This window comes from Terrabacter sp. FW104-15G4B (assembly GCF_058790095.1).
Genome location: NZ_JBYTCI010000005.1, coordinates 70,411 through 88,555, shown reverse-complemented (window position 1 = coordinate 88,555; position 18,145 = coordinate 70,411). Strand labels below are relative to the sequence as shown.

Genomic DNA, 18,145 nt, shown 5'->3' with positions numbered 1-18,145 from the left:
GTGACGCAGGATCAGTCGTGCTGGCGCAGGAAGGACTCGACGACCTCGAGGAAGGCGTCAGGCTCCTCGACGTGCGGCATGTGGCTGGACTCGGGGAAGACGTGCGAGCGCACGTGCGGGATGCGGTCGACAAAGGGCTCCCACACCATCGGCAGCGCCTCGTCGTGCGCGCCGGCGATGACGAGCGTCGGGGTGCGTATGCCGTCGAGCCGGTCCACGACCGACCAGTCCTTGAGCGACCCGACGACGTGGAACTCCGAGGGCCCGTTCATGGTGTGGTAGACCGTCGGCTCCTGCTCGATCTGGGCGAAAGAGTCGGTCACCTCGGGCGGGTTGGGCACCACACGGCATACGTGCCGGTCGTAGAAGACCTTCTCTGCCTGCGCGTACTCAGCGGAATCCGTCGTGCCGGCCTTCTCGTGCTCGAGCAGGGTGTGCTGCACGGCGTCCGGCAGCTTCGCGCGCAGGCTGTTGGCCGCCTCCAGCCACAGCGCCATGGATGCCGGGGAGTCGCAGATCGTCAGGCTGCGGATCCCGGAGTCGTCGGCGAGGACCACCTCGGGGCCGAGCATCCCGCCCCACGACTGGCCCAGGAGGTGGAAGCGCTCGTCGATTCCGAGGGTGCGCACGAGGGTGCGCAGCTCCTCGACGAACAGGTCCGGCGTCCAGAAGTCCGCCGGGGCGTCGGGGAGGTGGGTGCTGCCCCCGCAGCCGAGCTGGTCGTAGTGGATGACGGCCCGCCCGTGCCGGACGAGATTGGCCATCATCAGCGTGTAGTTGTGCGCCGCGCCGGGGCCGCCGTGGAGCACGACGAGGGGCGCCTGCTCGGCCTCCGAGTCGAGGTCACCGGTGATCCGGTACCACGTGCGGTGGCCGCGGAAGTCGACCTCGCCCTCCGTGGTGGGGTCGGGAAAGCGCGCGTCGCGCGTGGTTGCCATGCGTCCTCCTCGGTGAATCGGACCAAAGTGGACCATGTAAATGGTCTGCTGACAAGACCTTTCTCGCCGCGACGCCTAGACTGCCCGCGTGCAGAACGATCGGGAGGTGACGGACGACGCGGAGGCGGCCGACCTCCTCGGTGGCGTACCCCGCACCAAGGCGACGACGCTGACCGACCGGCTCGTCACCGCCATCGCGGTGGGCGAGTACTCACCGGGCGAGCGCCTACCCCCCGAGAGGGAGCTGGCCGCTTCCCTGGGTGTGAGCCGGGCGACGGTGCGCCAGGCGCTGCAGCAGGTGACCGACCTCGGCCTCCTCGAGACGCGCCGGGGCCGCTCCGGCGGCGCCTTCGTCGCCCTCGCGTCCTGGGAGGACGTCGCGCCGGACGTCGCGCGCCGAACGCTCGAGACCGAGATCCCACGGCTGCTCGATCTCTACGACTACCGCTGCATGGTCGAGGGCATGATCGCCCGCGCGGCAGCGCAACGTCGCACCGGCGACGACGTGGCCGCGCTGGAGACGGCGCTCGAGGAGTTCCGCGCTGCCACGTCGATGACGGAGGCGCGCAACGCCGACCGCCGGCTGCACGGGCTCATCACGGCGGCCGCCCGCAACCCGCACCTCACGTCACTGAGCGCCCACCTGACGGCCGCGGCCACCCTCGGCTTCGGTGTCGAGCCCTACACCCAGGAGTTCTACGACGAGGCGCTGGCCCAGCACACCGAGCTGGTCGGCCACGTCGTCCGCCACGAGGCCGACGCCGCCAACCGCAGCGCCCAGGCGCACTTCGCCCTGACGCTCGAGACGATGCAGGCCGGCCTCCGCCGGGCGCGCGGCGACTGACGGCCGCACGACCACCTCGCCGGGTCAGGGCTCCGGCCCGACGCGCGGGCCGCAGCGCGTCACGGCAGGTGCAGCTGGGACACCTGGTCGTCGTAGTCGGGGCAGAAGCTCTGGACGCCGGCGGCCATGAGCTGCTTGGTGCGCAGCGCCTCACCGGTGTTCGGCAGCGGCTTGTCGTCCTCGTCGACCGCGATCTGGGCCAGGTCGACCCCGCCGTTCTTGAGCGCCCAGCACGTCGTCGTCCCGGTCTCGATGTCGTCGTTCACCGTCTCGCCGGTGACCGTCGCCCCGAGCTTGTGCGCGGCGAGCACGAAGTCAGCCTCCTCGGCTGAGATCGTCGGCCGCGCGCTCGCCACCCCCGACGGCAGGTCGGACATCGTCGGCTCCGAGCCACCACAGGCAGCCAGCGAGAGCACGACGAGGAGACCGGCCCCGGCAACGAGCGCTCGGCGCGGAGCCCGCCGGACGGCATACGCGATCGGAGCAGCCGCCCCATTGGTCACCTTCATCGTTACGCTGAACGCGTGAGCGAACCCGATCGTCCCCGCGACGCCGCGTCCACGCAGCTCGCCATCGAGGCGCCGCTCGCGCGGGGCGCCGTGGTCGCGTCGCTGTCGGCCGTCGTCTTCGGGTTCGTCCTCCTGCCGCAGCTGCTCGGGCTGGCGCTGGCCGGGCTGAGCCTGGCGCGCCGGGAGACGGGCGGGCGCCGGCCGGCGTTCCTCGCCGTCGCCATCAGCCTGGGCCTCACCGTCGCGTGGGGCATCGTGCTCGCCCTGCTCCTCAAGTGGTGGGCCACCTCCCGCTGAGCCCCGCGCCACCTACTGGGAGTACGTCGACAGGAACTTCTCGAGGCGGCCGACGGCGTCCTCGAGGTCCTCGACGCGGGGCAGGAAGACGAGCCGGAAGTGGTCGGGGGTGGCCCAGTTGAAGCCGGTGCCGTGCACGACGAGCAGCTTCTGGTCCCGCAGCAGGTCGAGGGCGAAGCGCTCGTCGTCGCGGATGTCGTGGACCTTCGGGTCGAGCCGCGGGAAGAGGTAGAGCGCCCCCTCGGGCTTGGTCACGGACAGCCCGGGGATCTGGTTGAGCATCTCCCAGGCGACGTTGCGCTGCTCGAGCAGCCGCCCGCCGGGAAGGATCAGCTCGTTGATCGACTGGTAGCCGCCGAGCGCGACCTGGATGGCGTGCTGCGCCGGTACGTTGGCGCACAGCCGCATGTTGGCGAGGATCTCCAGGCCCTCGAGGTAGTTGCGCGCGTGCTCCTTGGGCCCGGTGATGACGAGCCATCCGGAGCGGAAGCCGGCCACCCGGTACGCCTTGGAGAGACCGTTGAAGGTCAGGCACAGCAGGTCGGGCGCGAGCGAGGCGATCGAGGTGTGCGTCGCGCCGTCGTAGAGGATCTTGTCGTAGATCTCGTCGGCCATGACGATCAGCTCGTGCTCTCGGGCGACCTGCGCGATGGCCTCGAGGACCTCGCGCGGGTAGACCGCGCCGGTCGGGTTGTTGGGGTTGATGACGACGATGGCGCGCGTGCGGTCGGTGACCTTGCTGCGGATGTCGTCGAGGTCGGGCGCCCAGCCGGCCTGCTCGTCGCAGACGTAGTGGACGGCGTTCCCGCCGGCGAGGCTCGCGGCAGCCGTCCACAGCGGGTAGTCGGGCGCCGGGACGAGCACCTCGTCGCCGTTGTCGAGCAGCCCCTGCATGGCCATGACGATGAGCTCGCTGACGCCGTTGCCGAGGTAGATGTCCTCGACTCCGAGCGGGGGGAAGTCGCGGACCTCGTAGTGCTGCTTGACCGCACGCCGCGCCGAGAGGATCCCCTTGCTGTCGCTGTAGCCCTGCGCCGTCGGCAGCTCCTGGATGACGTCGACGAGGATGTCCTCCGGCGCCTCGAAGCCGAACGGCGCCGGGTTGCCGATGTTGAGCTTGAGGATGCGGTGTCCCTCGTCCTCGAGCCGCTTGGCCTCGGCCAGCACGGGTCCACGGATCTCGTAGCAGACGTTCTGCAGCTTCTTGCTCTGGGTCACCGCGCGCATGTCCACCAGCGTCCCACTTGCGTACGCCGTGGGCCGCGCCATTCCCACCATGTGGCCCGTCGCGTCGCTCACGTCCCAGGCCTCGCGCCCGCAGCGCGGGCAGCGGGCCGGGTCAGCGGCCGAGACAGCCGAAGGCGCTGGCCTCGCTCGTGGCGGTGATGGACTCGGCCAGCGAGCTGGCCGTCCGCGCGACGACGTCGAGCGTCAGGACGTGGTCGCCCTCGGTGCGGGTCAGGCGCAGCAAGGTCGGCGGCGTGGCCGGCGATGGCGTCCAGCCCTGCTGCTGGAGGTGGCCGACCAGCTCGGCGGCCTGCGGGCCGGTCGTCGGCGGGTAGGTCCGCGTGACCCGGCCGCCGTCCGAGTCACGGCAGGGCGAGATCTCGCTGTGCCCGAGCGGCGTCAGGGTCCGGTCCATCACCGTGACCTCCTGGGCGAGGGCCCCGTAGGCGGCGACGTCGCCGGCGTGGACGCGGCCGGCCCAGGCCCACCCGGCGAAGCCGAGCAGCGCGGCGACGAGCAGGACGAAGACGGCGGCGATCGCGCCGCCTCGGCGGCGACCGGCACCGGGCGGCGTCCCTCCCCCGTCGGCCGGGATCCCCGGAAGGTCGGTGGAGGACTGGCTGTCCGAGGGGGCTCGCGGAGGTCGCGCCCGTCCCGACGGGGCCTCGTCCACGAAGCCGGAGTCACTCACCGGCTCAGTGTGTCAGCCGCTCGTGCGCCGCAGGTCCTCGTCCGCCACTGTCGCGGCTCCGTGTGCGCCGCGTTGCACGAGCGCACGGTCGAGGTCGAGCAGGTGGCGCCAGTCGGTCCTCCCCGCCGTGCGCAGACCGCGGCGCAGCAGCAGGACGAGGACGACGAGAGCGACCGGCACGCCCACGGCGGTGGTCGTCAGGCCCAGGCTGTAGCCCTCGGGCAGGGTCGCGAAGCACACGACGGCGGCGACCGCTGCGAGCGGCAGTTCGAGACGGCCCTGCCAGAGTGCGCCCATCGAGACGGCGAAGACGGGCAGCATCCAGAGGTAGTACCACCCGAGGAAGACCGGCGACAGCACGACGACGGCGAGCAGCGCCCAGGCCAGACCGCGGACGGGACGCAGGCGCGCCTCGGCGGCGAGGGTCGCGTCGTCGAGGCCACGCGGGTCGACCGGCTTGAGGGCGGCCAGCCAGACGAGCACGAGCAGCAGGGCCAGCACGACGAGGGCGATCGCGCGCGCCGCAGCGATGCCCGTCTCCCGCCAGTCGTCATGACCGACGAGGTGCCCGACGGCGCCGACGGCCACGCCGACGGCCGTGGGCAGCGACGTCCACTGTTCGTTCTTGCCGGGCGTCGAAGCCGGGTTGAGCCACGCGAAGCCCAACCCGGTGACGAGCCCGCCGACCGCCATCGGCACCCCCGCGGAGACGACGGTGAGGGCGCCACCGCGCAGCACGTCCGACCAGCGTGCGTATGCCGTCCCGTCCCTCCCCGTGCCGCGCGCGGACGCGAGGTGGCGGGCCCAGAGGATGGCGACGAACGGCAGGGCGACGACGGCGGTCACCTTCACCATGGCGCCCACGGCGATCACGACGCAGGCGATGACGAACCGGCCGCGCAGGGCCAGGGCCAGGCCGGCCAGCATCGCACCGATCATCAGGGCGTCGTTGTGCGCACCCCCGACGAGGTGGGCGCCGACGAGGGGCACGGCGACCCCGAGCCAGAGGGCGCGCACAGGTGACCAGCCGAGCCGCCGGGCCACGTCGGGCACGGCCCACGCCAGAACGACGCACCCGACGACGGCGAGCAGGCGCAGCAGCAGCAACGCCACCCAGAGCTCACCGGACACCGAGGCGACGGCGCGGGCCAGCAGCAGCCAGACCGGGCCGTACGGCGTCGTGGTGTCCAGCCACGTCGGCGCCGTCGACGCGCGCCACGGCGAGTCCAGCTCGCGCACGACGTGGTCGTAGGGACTCAGGCCCTGGTCCCAGAGCAGGCCCTGTGCGGCATACGAGTACAGGTCGCGGCTGTAGAGCGGCATCGCGGCGACGAGTGGGGCGAACCACAGCGCGATCGTCGCCCACCACCAGCGCACCGAGACGTCGGCGTCGCGCAGCCGCCACCAGGCGAGCACGAGCGCCGCCATCGCGAGCACCGACACGGTGGCCAGCAGGGGCGAGCCGCCCCTGGGCGACCACGCGGCCACGCCCGGCCAGAGCACGCCGACGTGGAGGCGGGGCAGCGCGCCCGAGCCCCAGGAGGCTGCCGCCAGGACGACGCCGGCAGCGCACCCGGCCCAGCGCCACCTGCCGGCAGGGTGCGCCTCAGCCATGGGTGACCGGCTCGTCACCCCACGCCAGCAGGCGCCAGCCGGAGTGCGGCTCGCCCTCCATGGTGACGACGTGCGCGTTGTCGAGGCGGCGCCCGTCGAAGAAGTCGGCGGGAAGCCCGAGGGAGGCGGTGCACCAGACCCGCATGGCCGCGCCGTGGCTCACCGCGACGGCGGACTCGTGCCCGTCGGAGGCGATGCGCGCGATCGCCGCGTCGTAGCGCTGCATGAAGGCAGCGCCGCTGTCGCCGCCGGGGATCGTGTGACCCGGCTCGTCGCGCCAGCGGATCACCGCGTCGATGTAGGGCTGCCAGTCGGTCGACATCTCGTAGTCGCCGGCCTGGATCTCGCGCAGCCCGGGCAGCACGACCATCTCGAGGCCGAGCAGGTCCGCCAGTGGCGCCGCGGTCTGCTGGGTGCGCACGAGGTCGGAGGTGTAGATCGCCCCGAGGTCCTCGCCGCCGAGCCGCTCGGCCAGCGCTCGGGCCTGCGCCCGTCCCTCCTCGGTGAGGTCGAGCCCGGGGACGGCAGTGTCGAGCTGCCGGGCGACGTTGGCGTGCGTCTGCCCGTGCCGGACGAGGAAGAGCCGCACGGTCAGAGGCCCTTGACCGTGACGCCGCTCAGGCACTCGACGCCAGCCTTGGGACCGGTGTGGAAGCCCTTGATGGACACCGGAGTGGTCGCCCCGGCTGCCAGCTTGACGTCGACCTCCTTGCCGGCGACGTCGGACCCGTCCGAGGTCTTGACGAGAAAGACGGCCACGGTGAAGGTGTGCTCCTGCGTGTCGGAGTTGGTCAGGGTGCCGGTGAAGCTCCACGACTCGCCCGCCGGCTCGCAGGTGGTGCCGGTGAGGCTCGAGGAGGCGTCGAAGAGGCTGCCGTCGCTCGCGTTCGTCGTGTCCGCCGGGTCGGGCACGGCGTCGCTCGGCGTCTCCGGCGTGATCGTGGGCTGCACCGGCACGCTGACCGTCGGGGCGACCGAGTCGTCGTTCGACGGCGCCGGCTGGCCACACGCGGCGAGCGCGAGGACGAGCGAGGCGGGCACGGCCATCGCGAGGGACGGCACGGCATACGCCCGCTTGGCGTCGCGGCGCACGCCGGTGGTGCGGCTGGTGCGGCAGGCGGCGCGGGGTCGGCCTGGCATGGGCACGGGCGGCCCCTTCCTTGTCGGCAGGTGTGCGCCGCCCATTGTGCCCCGCCGGCAGGTCAGGGCAGCAGCAGCCGGGCCGCGACGGCCGCGCCGACCACGAGCAGCCCGGCGAGGAGGGCCAGCGTGTCGGGCAGCCGCCACGGCGCGGGGCCGGCCCATGTGCGTCGCCGCGCCTGGGCGAAGCCGCGCGCGTCCATCGCGAGCGCGAGTGCCGAGGCCTGCCCGAGGGCGCCGATGAGCAGCCCGCCGGTGACGACGACCGCCTCGCGGCCCCTGGCGACCGGGCCCCGGTCGGCCCGGACACCGCGCACCCGGCGCGTCGTCATGAGCTCGGTCCAGAGCGTGCCGAAGGACTGCACCCGCTGGAGCGCCGCAGTGGCCGCGACGATCGCGCGGGCGGGCAGCCACAGCCGCTGCGCGAGGTGGTCACCGAGCCCTTCCGGGTCGAGGAAGCCGACGACGAAGGCCGACGGCACGAGCAGGCAGAGCACGCGCACGGCAGCTCCGGCCGCGATCTCGAGGTCGTGGCCGCCGAGCAGCCACGCCGACCATCCGACCCCGACGACGGCGAGCGCCGCGGGGGCGAGCCGCGCGAGGACTCCGCGCAGCCGACCACGTGGCCTTCGACCGCGGCCGGGGGCGAGCAGGCCGACGAGCCCCAGCAGGACCTCGACGGTAAGGACGGCGAGGCCCTGGCGCCACGTGTCGAGCAGGGCGGGCAGCGGCAGCACGCACAGGGCCGCGGCGAGCAGGGCGAGCGGCCCGACGCGGGCGAGCAGCGGTCGGCGCTCGGGCTCCGGGTCGGGCTCTGGCTGCACCGGGGCGGACAGCCGGACCACCCGGTCGGCGTCGTCGACCACCCCGGCGTCGTGGGTGGTCACCACGACGGCCGCCCCCTCGGCGCGCGCGGCGGCGAGCACGCCCGAGACGGCCGCCCACGTGAGACGGTCCTGCCCGACGGTCGGCTCGTCGGCGAGGACGAGGGCCGGCCCGTGGGCCACTGCGGACGCCATGGCGAGGCGACGCTGCTCCCCGCCGGAGAGCTGGCGCGGGTCGGCGTCGGCGAGGTGGCCGAGGCCCAGGGCCTCCAGCAGGGCGTCGGCCCGGCGGCCCGCGACGACGGGGTCGTGCCCGAGCGCGAGCGGCGTGGTGAGGACGTCGTCGCGAACCGTTCGCCCGACGAGGCTCGTGGCGGCGCGCTGCGGCACCCACGCCGTGACCCGGGCGAGATCCCGCGAGGACCACTCGTGCGGTGGCGCCAGCCGGTCGCGCGCCGTCGCGCGGGGCGCGGTCTCGGCAGGCGTCAGGGCCAGGGCCACCTCGATGCTCCCCCGTGCCGGTGCGACCAGACCGCCGAGGACGGTCATGAGCGAGGACTTGCCCGCGCCGCTCGGCCCGACGAGGGCGACGGCCTGGCCGGCTCGGGCCTCGAGGTCCGCGCCGTCGACGGCCAGGGTCGTGCGCGAGGGCTGGCCGAGGCGCCGGCTGCGGTGCTCGACGCGGACCCCGGAGGCGGCGGCCACGAGCCGCCCCTGCTGCACGCGTCCGGCCGCGGCGTCCGGGGCCGGCTCGAGCTTGAGCCGGAGCGGCTCGGGGCCGGGCAGCCCCGGGACCCAGATGCCTTGGGCGGCAAGCGCCCCCGCGCGCTGCGCGAGGACCTGGTGCGGCTCGCCGTCGGCGACGACGGCACCAGAGGCATCGAGGACGACGAGGCGGTCGACGAGGTCGACCCAGCCCTCGAGCCGGTGCTCGACGACGACCAGCGTCAGCGAGCGACGCTCGACGACGTCGTCGACGACCGCCGTGACCTGCGCGGCCGTGGACGCGTCGAGCATCGCCGTCGGCTCGTCGAGCAGCAGCACGGACGGCTCCATCGCGAGGGCCCCGGCGAGCGCCAGCCGCTGCGACTCACCGCCGCTGAGGGTGGCCGGCGAGCTGTCGGGCGACATGGCGAGCCCCACCTCGCCCAGCGCGGCCCGCACGCGGGAGGGCATCTCCTCACGGGGCAGCGAGACGTTCTCCAGGCCGAAGGCGACGTCGCGCCCGATGCTCGACGCGACGACGCCCGCGCCGGGGTCCTGCAGCACCAGGCCCACCGAGCCCGGTGCGTCCTGCGGCTCCCGGCCGCCCACCGTCACCGTGCCCGACAGGTCGCCGGCATCGGCGGTCAGCAGCAGACCGGCCACGGCTCGCAGCAGCGTCGACTTGCCGGAGCCGCTCGGCCCGGCGAGCAGCACGCGCTCGCCGGGCCCGACGGTGAGGTCGAGGCCGTGCAGGACCGGACGCGCGCGCCCGAACGGTCGCCACGTCAGGTTCCGCACCTGAACCTCGGCGCCGCCCCCGGTCCGGGCCGCGTCCCGGCGTGGGTCGTCGTGGGTCCGCGTCGTCACCGGAGTGTCCGCGTGCACGGGGTCAGACGGCGCGCTGCTCACGGACCTCCTGGCCCGGCGGGAACGGGTTGAGCGCCCCGGCGCCTGCGAGCAGTCGCGTCAGGCCGACCGCGAGGAGCGAGCCGAAGACGGCCACGGACCCGCCGAGCAGGAACAGGTAGGCGATCTTGTAGCCCCATCCCCAGTCGGTCCAGTAGGAGTACCACTCGTAGACGGCCTCGAAGGCCCCGCCGAGGAAGCCACCGAGCAGCAGCGGCGCCCAGCGGTAGACGGCATACCCGAAGACTGCGAAGCCGAGCTCGACGCCGAGCCCCTGCACGAAGCCGGACACGAGGGTTGCCAGGCCCCACTGGGTCCCGATCAGCGCCGACACGATCGCGGCGAGCAGCTCGGTGAAGACCGCCGCGCCGGGTCGGCGGATGATCAGCATGCCGACGATGCCGGCCACGAGCCAGGGCCAGTTGAAGAGGGCGCCCAGCGGGGGGAAGCCCGCCGAGACAGCGGCCGAGGGGACGGCGTAGACGAGCCCCCAAGCCCAGTAGGCGACGCCGAAGGCGACCCCGAGGAAGGCGCAGGTGAGCAGGTCGATGGTGCGCCAGCGGGTCAGCGGCCCGCTCGCGGTGATGGACGTGGACATGGTGGTGTCTCCCGGGTTCCAGTGGATACGTGTGGATACCTGGGGGAAGCCGCCCGGACGGACACGTCGCTGACGTATGCCGTGCGGTGGCCTGAGAAATACCGACTTCCTTCGCCGGTGCTAACCGGAGCAGGTTCGAGGGTCTGCGGCTCGGCCCGTGGGCTGCCGCACTCTCAGCGCGTGTCGCGCTCCCCTGTCGTGATGGGTGGGTGGTGCTCTTCAGTTGTCCGGTCGACTCTACCTCCGGCCGCGTGGGTACGGTCACTGCATGGGTTCCAAGAACACGAAGAAGGCCTTGGCGCAGGCCAAGGCCGAGGTCACCACCCCACCGCGCACCCCGGTGGGCGGTCCGATCTGGAAGATCCTCAGCATCGGCACGACGATCATCGCGACGAAGGTCGCGACCGACGCCACCCAGAAGGGCTGGAAGCTCGCCACCGGCCGCAACGTCCCGGTCAAGGGGGACTTCGAGCGGGAACGCAACCGCGACGTCATCCTCTTCACCGCGCTGTCCTCGATGGCCGTGGCCGCGGCCCGCGTCGCCGCCGAACGCGGCGCTGCCGCCTACTACCGGCACTCCACCGGCCGCCTGCCCAAGGCGCTCGAGGACGAGCAGGTGTCGCCCACCGACAAGAAGGCGGCGCGCAAGCTCGCCAAGGCGCAGGCGAAGGCCGACAAGGCGACGCAGAAGGCGATCGACAAGGCCACCGGCCACCGCTGACGGCAGAGCCGGGCACCATCCGGTGTGCTCCCTCCGGATGGTGCCCCTTCACGACCACCACGAGGTGGGAGAAGGCCGATCTCACTCAGATTCTCGGCCCCGCTACCACCTCCGTTGGTTGAAACCCTTGCCTTTCGTTCGAACAGGTGTTCTACTACAGGTAGTCGGCGTTCCGGGTGAGGGGAGTGAGTTCGTGCCATTCCTCGAAGCCGGGCGCCCGTCCGATGCGGATGGCCAGGGCGGTCACCTCAACCCGCGGATCGTCGCGGTGCTTCGCCGTGGCGGCGTCGGGACCGCCGGCGCCGCAGGTTCTGGGGTGCAGCGTCCACCTGTCTCGCTGGAGGACGAGGCTGACGGCGTGCTGTCGCAGATCGAGCGGCTCGAGGTCGACAAGGCGCGCCTCGAGGGCCGGCTCATCGACGCGTATGCCGCGCTGCACTGCGTCGAGGAGCAGCTGCTGGCCCGGCTGACGACGACCTCGCCGGTCCCGATCACGGCCGAGCAGGTCACCGGGCAGGAGATCGCCTGCGCCACCGGCGTCGGCGCCGCCGAGGTGGCCCGCCGCCTCGAGCTGGCCACCGCCCCGCGGCGGCACCGCGTGCTGCGCCAGCGCCTGCGGGCCGGCGCGGTCAGCCTGCAGCGAGCCCTGCGGGTCGTTGTCGAGACCAGGACGCTCGGCGACGAGGTCATCGCCGACCTCGAGACCACCGTGCTCGCCCCGGCCCCGGACGGCACGGTCGCCTCCCAGCGGCTCTTCGCGACCCGGCTGCAACGCTGCGTCCGCTCGGCCGACTCCCGCGGCAGCGAGCAGCGGCGCCACGCGGCCCGGCTGCGCCGCACTGCCTACGGGCGGGTCGTCGAGGACGGCATGGGCACGTTCACCGTCGTGGCCCCTGCCGAACGCGTCGTCGCCGCCCTGGACCGGGTCGAGGCCCTGGCCCGCGCAGCCCGGGCCGGCGGCGATGACCGGTCCCTGGACCAGCTGCGCAGCGACCTGCTCTGCGACCTCGCCCTCTTCGGGGTGCTCGCCCCAGCCTCCGGCGACACCCACGGCAGGCATGGCATGCCCGACGGGCCCACCTGCGCCGCGATCCTGACCGGCGCGGCGCCGGCCGCGGTGCGGATCGTCGTGCCGTTCGAGGTGGCCGTTGGGCTGTCCGACGCGGCCTGAGAGCTGCCCGGCCACGGCTGGGTCACCGCCGTGCACGCCCGCGAGATCATCACCGCGCCCGGCTCGGTGTGGCAGCGCCTGGCGGTCGACGTCGACACCGGCCGGGCCCTGGAGCTGTCCAGCGACCGCTACACCCCGACCCGCGAGATGCTCGAGCACGTCCGGGCCGTCGACGGCGTCTGCCGCGGGCCGGGCTGCCAGGTCCCGGCCGAGCGGTGCGACCTCGACCACCTCGTGCCCTGGCCGGCCGGCCCGACCCACGTCTCCAACGCCGAGTCCCTCAGCCGCGGCTGCCACAACGGCAAGACCGCCCGGATCTGGGACGTGCGCCGCACCGACCACCAGGGCATCCACTGGACCTCGCCGCCCGGACGCGACTACGTCACCTACCCCAAGGACTGGCGCGAAGCACTCCACGACCCCCGCTCCGGGCCCCCGGATCCCGGACCAGCCCAACCGGCCGACGACCCACCACCCTTCTGAACCCCGCCCTCCGGGTGCGAGACCGGGATCATCATGCCGCCGCCCCGCGCAGGGTCGAGACGGACTACCTCGTGGACGCCCGGCCCGACGCGGCATACGCCCTCGCCGGGCGGATCTGCCGCGAGCATGACAGCACGGTGGTCGTCCCCTGGCTGAGCGAGCGGGCGCTGCTCGACTCACGGCGACCGGAGCCGCTCGGTGACGCACCGAACGGGCGGAAGCCTTTCGCGCAGCGGCTCGTGGTGGTGTGCTGGAGGGAGCGGGCGAGGCCTCGCACCGCGAAGCGTGAGGAGGTGTGCCATGGAGGCACAGGTCGGTGACCGCATCACGATGGCGGCGGAGCACGTCGGGCAGAGCACGCGCGAAGGGACCATCGTCGAGGTGATGGGTGAGGCCGGTGGGCCGCCCTACGTCGTCCGGTGGGCAGACGGCCACACCGGGATGATCCATCCGGGCCCCGGTTCGGTGCTGCGCTGCGACCATGCGGAGAAGGCCGAGGACACGGGCTCGTAGCGCCAGCCACGCGACGGCGCGGGTCGCGGCCGGTCGCGGCCGGTCAGGGGCCCGAGAAGTCGGGCACCAGGACCGCGGCGCCGCGGACGCGTCCTGCCTCCAGGTCGGCCAGGGCGCGGTCCGCCTCGGCCATCGGCACCGGGGTGGTCGTCACCCGAAGGCCCAGCCGCTCGGCGAGCAGCAGGAACTCCTCACCGTCCTGCCGGGTGTTGCTGGTGACGCTGCGCAGGCTGCGTTCCCGGAAGAGATGGCGCTCGTAGTCCAGCACGGGCACGTCGCTCAGGTGGATGCCCGCGACGCTGAGGGTGCCACCGGGGCCCAGCGCCTCGAGGGCCAACGGCACGAGCTCGCCCGCGGGTGCGAAGAGGATGGCTGCGTCGAGCGGCACCGGGGGCGCGTCGTGCGCACCACCGACGGAGGTCGCCCCGAGCTCTGCCGCGAGCTCCCGCGCGCCCCCTCCGCGCGTCAGCACGTGCACCTCCGCGCCCTGGGCGACCGCGAGCTGCGCCGTGAGGTGCGCGCTCGCGCCGAAACCGTAGATGCCGAGCCGCCCGCCCGGCGGCAGCTCCGCCCGGCGGAGCGCCCGGTAGCCGATGATGCCCGCGCAGAGCAGCGGCGCGGCCTCGACGTCGGAGAACGAGGTGGGCAGCCGGTAGGCGAACGCCTCCGGGGCGACGGTCCACGGCGCGTAGCCGCCGTTGGCGTCCCAACCCGTGTACCTCGATGTGGCACATAGGTTCTCACGCCCTGCGCGGCACCAGCGGCACAAGCCGCACGTGCTCCGCAGCCAGGCCACGCCGACGCGGTCGCCGGGGGCGAAGCGGTGCGCCCCCTCGCCGAGCAGCGCGACCTCGCCCACGACCTCGTGACCGGGCACGACGCGGTGACGGTGCCGGGGCAGGTCGCCGGTCACGACGTGCAGGTCGGTGCGGCACACCCCGCAGGCCGACACCCGGACCAGGACCTCCCCGGGGCCCGGCTCCGGCACATCGATCTCGACGTGGACGAGTGGGTGACCGCGGAGCGGCCCCGGCTCGTCGACGACCCAGGCGCGCATGCTGCCCATTCGCGCCTCCTCCGCCGTCGACGAGCGGGACCCGCTCCCTCGGCTGAGTTCACTCCCGCCGAGCGGCTCCGACAAGGGACGAAGGTCCCATAGGGGTCCCGTGGGCTCAGAGGTCGAGGGCCCGCACGATCGGCACTCCAGCGCGGTAGGCGAGGTGCAGGTGGCTCGGGCCGTCGATGATGGCGAGCTCGGCCGGCTGCCCCGGCGCGATGCTGCGGTCCAGTCCGAGCGACCGCGCGGAGCCGGCCGTCGCGGCGTGCAGCGCCTCGGCCGGGGTCAGGCCCATCTCCCGCACCGCGAGCGCGATCGCGAAGGGCATCGACGACGAGTAGCAGGTGCCGGGGTTGCAGTCGCTGGCCAGCGCGACGTCGACGCCGGCGTCGACGAGCCGGCGCGCGTCGGGGTAGGGCGACCGGGTGGAGAACTCCACGCCCGGCAGCAGGGTCGCGACCGTCGTGCCACGTGCGCCGGCGAGCGCCTCCACGTCGGCGTCGTCGAGGAAGGTGCAGTGGTCGACGCTGCGGGCGCCCAGCTCGCACGCCAGCCGCACGCCCGGGCCGTGGCCGAGCTGGTTGCCGTGGACGCGCAGGGCGAGGCCCGCCGCGCGCCCGGCCTCGAGGACCGTACGCGCCTCGTCGCCGTCGAAGGCGTGGGCGGAGTGCGGCTCGCAGAAGACGTCGATGCTCTCGGCCAGCGTGGTGGCGCCGTTCGCCACGACTGCGTCCAGCATGGGGCCCGTCACGAGCCCGACGTATGCCGCGCGGTCGCTCGCGTACTCCCCTGGCACCACGTGCGCCCCCAGGAAGGTCGTGTGTGGGGTGAGCTCACGCGCGATGTGCAGGCTGCGCAGCTCGTCGTCGAGGGTGAGGCCGTAGCCGCTCTTGATCTCGACCGTGGTCGTGCCCTGCGCCCGCATCTCGGCCACGCGGGCCGCGACGAGCCGCCGCAGCTCGTCGTCGCTCGCGGCGCGGGTCGCGGCGACCGAGACGGCGATGCCGCCGCCGTCGTAGGGCGTGCCCGACATGCGTGCCGCGAACTCCGCGGAGCGGTCACCGGCGAAGACGAGGTGGGTGTGCGAGTCGACGAAGCCCGGGATGACGGCGCGGCCGCCGAGGTCGCGGCGCTCGTCGGCGGCGGGGGCGTCGGCGGCGGCACCCACCCACTCGACGACGCCCTCCGGGGACACGACGAGCGCGGCGTCGCGGACGATGCCGAGCAGGGCGTCGCCCGGGTCGCCGGCGCCATCACCGCGCGAGGGGTCGTTCGTGGTCAGCTCTGCGATGCCCGTGAGGAGCAGGCTCACGCCGGGACCCCTCCGGCCACCCGGTCGATCGCGCCGACGAGCAACCGCCCGACGTCGCCCATGCGGTGGTGGCCGTCGCTGACGACGACCTCGCCGCCGACGACGACGGTCGAGACGTCGGACGCGACGCAGGCGTAGATGATCTGGTCGTAGGCGGCGCCGGCGGTGTTGACCGTGTCGGTGCGGACGGTCACGAAGTCGGCGAGCGCGCCCTTGCTGAGGTGGCCGCCGTCGGACCAGCCGAGGGAGCGGTAGCCGTTGAAGGACGCCGCGAGGAGCAGGTCGTTGGCGGAGAAGCGGTCTCGCTCGTTGGTGAGGAGCCGCTCGTGCATCTCGAGGCCGCGCAGCTCCTCGAACGGGTCGATCACGACGTGCTGGTCGGAGCCGAGCGAGAGTGGGCTGCCGGCGTCGTGCAGCGCCCGCGCCGGGCCGATGCCGTCGGCGAGGTCGCGCTCGGTCGTGGGGCAGAAGCACGCGCCGGTGCCGGTGCCACCGAGCAGGTCGATGTCGCGGTCCTCCAGGTGCGTGGCGTGCACGGCCGTCGAGTGGGCCCCGAGGGCGCCCGCCTCGTCGAGCAGCTGGGTCGGGCTGGCGCCGTAGAACATCTGGCACGCGAGGTTCTCGCCCGGCTGCTCCGAGAGGTGCACGTGCAGCGGAAGATCCCCGACGGCCTCGACGACCTTGGGCAGGTCCTCTCGCTTCACGGCGCGCACCGAGTGGATCGCCGCACCGAGACGCACCCGGTCGGTCCCCGTCCGACGGACCGACATGCGCTCCGCCCACGCATCGACCGTGCCGTCGCTGAACCGGCGCTGGCCAGGGTGCAGCTCGACGTGGCCGCCGCCGTTGAGGCCGCCCTCGAGGTAGCAGGTGTCGAGCAGCGTGAGCCGGATGCCGGCCTCGTCGGCGGCCTGGCGCACGGCCAGGCCCATGGCGTTCGGGTCGCCGTAGGGCTGCCCGCCGGGGCGGTGGTGGACGTAGTGGAACTCCCCGACGAGCGTGATGCCGGCCTCCACCATCTCGGCGAACACCGCCCGCGCCAGCGCGAAGTACGTGTCGGGGTTCAGCTGCTCCGCGGCGGCGTACATCTGCTCGCGCCAGCTCCAGAAGTTGCCTCCGCCACCGTTGACCCGGCCGCGCAGCGCGCGGTGGAACGCATGGCTGTGCGCGTTCGCCATGCCGGGCAGCGTCACGCCGGGGAGGCGCACGTCGTCGGGCTCCGGATCCGCGTCGACGAGGACCTCCTTGAACAGGCCGTCCTGCGTGACGAGGCGAACCCGGCTCGCGAATCCGCCTGTCAACCAAGCACTCTCACACCAGAAGGCAGTCATCGCAGCTCGCTCATCGTCTGGGGATCCTTCCTCGTGCACAGCTCGGTCACGACGGCGGTGAGGGCCGCGACGCCGTGGTGGCAGTCGTCGGCGCTCGCGAACTCGGCAGGTGAGTGTGAGACCCCGGTGGGGTTGCGGACGAAGAGCATGGCGCTGGGCAGGCCGTGTGTTGCGAGGATACCCGCGTCGTGCCCGGCCCCCGTGCCGAGCAGCGGCGCGTCCGGGAGTATGCCGTGAAGGCGCTTCACGAGGTCCGCGTCGAACGTCGTCGTGGGAGTCCACGACTCCGACGTCGTCGTCGCACCGACGCGGCTGGCCTCCGACACGACAGCGTCCACGGCCGCGTGCACGACGTGCTCGCTCGAGCCGCGCGCGTCGAGCCACGCGGTGACGTGGCTCGGGATCGCGTTGACGCCGCCCGGGATGACGTTGACCTTGCCCACCGTGGCCACGCAGCCGAGGGCGACGGCATACGACCGGGCTGCCTGCACGACGGCGGCGAGGCCGAGCATCGCGTCCCGGCGGTCGGCGATGCGGGTCGTGCCCGCATGGTTGGCCTCGCCGGGGATGTCGATGCGCCACCGGCCGTGCGGCCAGATGTCGGTGCCGATCGCGACGGCGCGCGAGGGGTCGGTGAGGTCGTCGCCGCCGTCCGGTGCGAGGGCGAGCGCCTTGCCCTGCTCGACGTGCAGCTCGACGAAGCGGGCCACCCGGCGCACCGCCTCGTCGTCGCGCCCGAGCGCCTCGGGGTCGCGCCCGGCCTGCGCCCAGGCCTGCGCCATCGACACGCCGTCGCCATCGGTGAGCGATCGCGCCCGGTCCGCGTCGAGGGCGCCCGTGATGATGCGCGAGCCCGCACAGGCGATCCCGAACCGGGCGCCCTCCTCGTCGACGAAGTTCACCACTCCGAGCGGCACGTCCGGCTCCACGCCGGCCTCGCGCAGCGCGTCGACGGTCGCCAGCGCGCTCACGACGCCGAGCGGGCCGTCGAAGGCGCCCCCGTCGGGCACGGAGTCGAGGTGCGAGCCAATGACGACGCCCGGGGTCGTGTCGGGATCGCCCCACCAGCCCCACTGGTTGCCGGCACGGTCCTCCACGAGGTCGAGGCCGCGGGACGCGCACTCGCCCGCGAACCACTCGCGCAGCTCGTGGTCGGTCCGTGTCCAGGCGTAGCGGCGGTAGCCACCGGTCTCCGGGGCGCGACCGACGGGTGCGAGGTCGGCCCACATCCGGTCGAAGGTCGTCGTCACCTGCTCACCACTCC

Annotated in this window: 19 protein-coding genes and 1 riboswitch; of the genes, 6 read left to right on the top strand and 13 right to left on the bottom strand. The window is 73.7% G+C overall.

Annotation, left to right across the window (positions count from 1 at the left end; all coding sequences use genetic code 11):
• Positions 1-11: 11 nt before the first annotated feature.
• Positions 12-938, bottom strand: coding sequence for a proline iminopeptidase-family hydrolase (locus tag AC3WRT_RS06180; protein ID WP_492720388.1), 927 nt, complete (start codon positions 936-938; stop codon positions 12-14).
• 88 nt (positions 939-1,026) lie between these two features.
• Between AC3WRT_RS06180 and AC3WRT_RS06175 the strand changes: the two genes are divergently transcribed.
• Positions 1,027-1,782 (top strand): FadR/GntR family transcriptional regulator, encoded by a 756-nt coding sequence (locus AC3WRT_RS06175; RefSeq protein WP_492720386.1) that lies wholly within the window; start codon positions 1,027-1,029, stop codon positions 1,780-1,782.
• Between the two features lie 59 nt (positions 1,783-1,841).
• On the opposite strand, the gene AC3WRT_RS06170 is transcribed toward AC3WRT_RS06175, so the two are convergent.
• On the bottom strand, positions 1,842-2,291 hold the full coding sequence (locus AC3WRT_RS06170) for a hypothetical protein (protein WP_492720384.1): 450 nt from the start codon (positions 2,289-2,291) through the stop codon (positions 1,842-1,844).
• 15 nt (positions 2,292-2,306) lie between these two features.
• On the opposite strand from AC3WRT_RS06170, the gene AC3WRT_RS06165 reads away from it, so the two are divergent.
• Positions 2,307-2,588 carry a hypothetical protein gene (locus tag AC3WRT_RS06165; RefSeq protein ID WP_492720382.1) on the top strand — a complete coding sequence of 94 codons (282 nt, stop codon included), beginning with the start codon at positions 2,307-2,309 and terminating at the stop codon, positions 2,586-2,588.
• A 12-nt stretch (positions 2,589-2,600) separates the two neighbouring features.
• Here AC3WRT_RS06165 and AC3WRT_RS06160 read toward each other — a convergent pair whose 3' ends face one another.
• From AC3WRT_RS06160 to AC3WRT_RS06130, 7 genes are all read right to left on the bottom strand, one after another.
• Positions 2,601-3,815 (bottom strand): pyridoxal phosphate-dependent aminotransferase, encoded by a 1,215-nt coding sequence (locus tag AC3WRT_RS06160; RefSeq protein WP_492720655.1) that lies wholly within the window; start codon positions 3,813-3,815, stop codon positions 2,601-2,603.
• 112 nt (positions 3,816-3,927) lie between these two features.
• Positions 3,928-4,506 (bottom strand): hypothetical protein, encoded by a 579-nt coding sequence (locus AC3WRT_RS06155; RefSeq protein ID WP_492720380.1) that lies wholly within the window; start codon positions 4,504-4,506, stop codon positions 3,928-3,930.
• 12 nt (positions 4,507-4,518) lie between these two features.
• Complete coding sequence (gene mptB / locus AC3WRT_RS06150) at positions 4,519-6,120, bottom strand: polyprenol phosphomannose-dependent alpha 1,6 mannosyltransferase MptB (protein WP_492720378.1); 1,602 nt, start codon at positions 6,118-6,120, stop codon at positions 4,519-4,521.
• Entirely contained in the window at positions 6,113-6,709 is a 597-nt protein-coding gene (locus tag AC3WRT_RS06145; RefSeq protein WP_492720376.1) for a histidine phosphatase family protein, read from the bottom strand. The genes mptB and AC3WRT_RS06145 overlap by 8 nt, the downstream gene beginning before the upstream one ends.
• Positions 6,710-6,711: 2 nt before the next feature.
• Positions 6,712-7,266: a hypothetical protein gene (locus AC3WRT_RS06140; protein ID WP_492720374.1), complete on the bottom strand. Its 555-nt coding sequence runs from the start codon at positions 7,264-7,266 to the stop codon at positions 6,712-6,714.
• Between the two features lie 56 nt (positions 7,267-7,322).
• Positions 7,323-9,656 (bottom strand): ATP-binding cassette domain-containing protein, encoded by a 2,334-nt coding sequence (locus tag AC3WRT_RS06135; protein WP_492720372.1) that lies wholly within the window; start codon positions 9,654-9,656, stop codon positions 7,323-7,325.
• Between the two features lie 22 nt (positions 9,657-9,678).
• Entirely contained in the window at positions 9,679-10,293 is a 615-nt protein-coding gene (locus tag AC3WRT_RS06130) for an ECF transporter S component (protein ID WP_492720368.1), read from the bottom strand.
• 89 nt (positions 10,294-10,382) lie between these two features.
• Positions 10,383-10,498: riboswitch (TPP riboswitch) on the bottom strand.
• A gap of 63 nt (positions 10,499-10,561) precedes the next feature.
• On the opposite strand from AC3WRT_RS06130, the gene AC3WRT_RS06125 reads away from it, so the two are divergent.
• From AC3WRT_RS06125 to AC3WRT_RS06110, 4 genes are all read left to right on the top strand, one after another.
• Positions 10,562-11,014 carry a DUF4235 domain-containing protein gene (locus AC3WRT_RS06125; RefSeq protein ID WP_492720366.1) on the top strand — a complete coding sequence of 151 codons (453 nt, stop codon included), beginning with the start codon at positions 10,562-10,564 and terminating at the stop codon, positions 11,012-11,014.
• 316 nt (positions 11,015-11,330) lie between these two features.
• Positions 11,331-12,185 carry a hypothetical protein gene (locus AC3WRT_RS06120; RefSeq protein WP_492720364.1) on the top strand — a complete coding sequence of 285 codons (855 nt, stop codon included), beginning with the start codon at positions 11,331-11,333 and terminating at the stop codon, positions 12,183-12,185.
• Positions 12,186-12,215: 30 nt separating this feature from the next.
• Positions 12,216-12,668 carry an HNH endonuclease signature motif containing protein gene (locus AC3WRT_RS06115; protein ID WP_492720362.1) on the top strand — a complete coding sequence of 151 codons (453 nt, stop codon included), beginning with the start codon at positions 12,216-12,218 and terminating at the stop codon, positions 12,666-12,668.
• 300 nt (positions 12,669-12,968) lie between these two features.
• The gene (locus AC3WRT_RS06110; RefSeq protein ID WP_492720360.1) at positions 12,969-13,181 is read left to right on the top strand and encodes a DUF1918 domain-containing protein; all 213 of its coding nucleotides are present in this window, start codon (positions 12,969-12,971) and stop codon (positions 13,179-13,181) included.
• Between the two features lie 43 nt (positions 13,182-13,224).
• On the opposite strand, the gene AC3WRT_RS06105 is transcribed toward AC3WRT_RS06110, so the two are convergent.
• The 4 genes from AC3WRT_RS06105 to AC3WRT_RS06090 all read right to left on the bottom strand — a co-directional run bounded on the left by AC3WRT_RS06105 (position 13,225) and on the right by AC3WRT_RS06090 (position 18,131).
• Positions 13,225-14,247, bottom strand: a complete 1,023-nt coding sequence (locus tag AC3WRT_RS06105; protein ID WP_492720358.1) for a zinc-dependent alcohol dehydrogenase family protein — start codon at positions 14,245-14,247, stop codon at positions 13,225-13,227.
• 106 nt (positions 14,248-14,353) lie between these two features.
• The gene (gene hutI / locus AC3WRT_RS06100) at positions 14,354-15,550 is read right to left on the bottom strand and encodes an imidazolonepropionase (protein ID WP_492720356.1); all 1,197 of its coding nucleotides are present in this window, start codon (positions 15,548-15,550) and stop codon (positions 14,354-14,356) included.
• Positions 15,547-16,881, bottom strand: a complete 1,335-nt coding sequence (locus AC3WRT_RS06095) for a formimidoylglutamate deiminase (protein ID WP_492720354.1) — start codon at positions 16,879-16,881, stop codon at positions 15,547-15,549. Before AC3WRT_RS06095 ends, hutI begins: the two co-directional genes overlap by 4 nt.
• Positions 16,878-18,131 (bottom strand): allantoate amidohydrolase, encoded by a 1,254-nt coding sequence (locus AC3WRT_RS06090; protein ID WP_492720352.1) that lies wholly within the window; start codon positions 18,129-18,131, stop codon positions 16,878-16,880. The genes AC3WRT_RS06095 and AC3WRT_RS06090 overlap by 4 nt, the downstream gene beginning before the upstream one ends.
• Positions 18,132-18,145 lie beyond the last annotated feature (14 nt).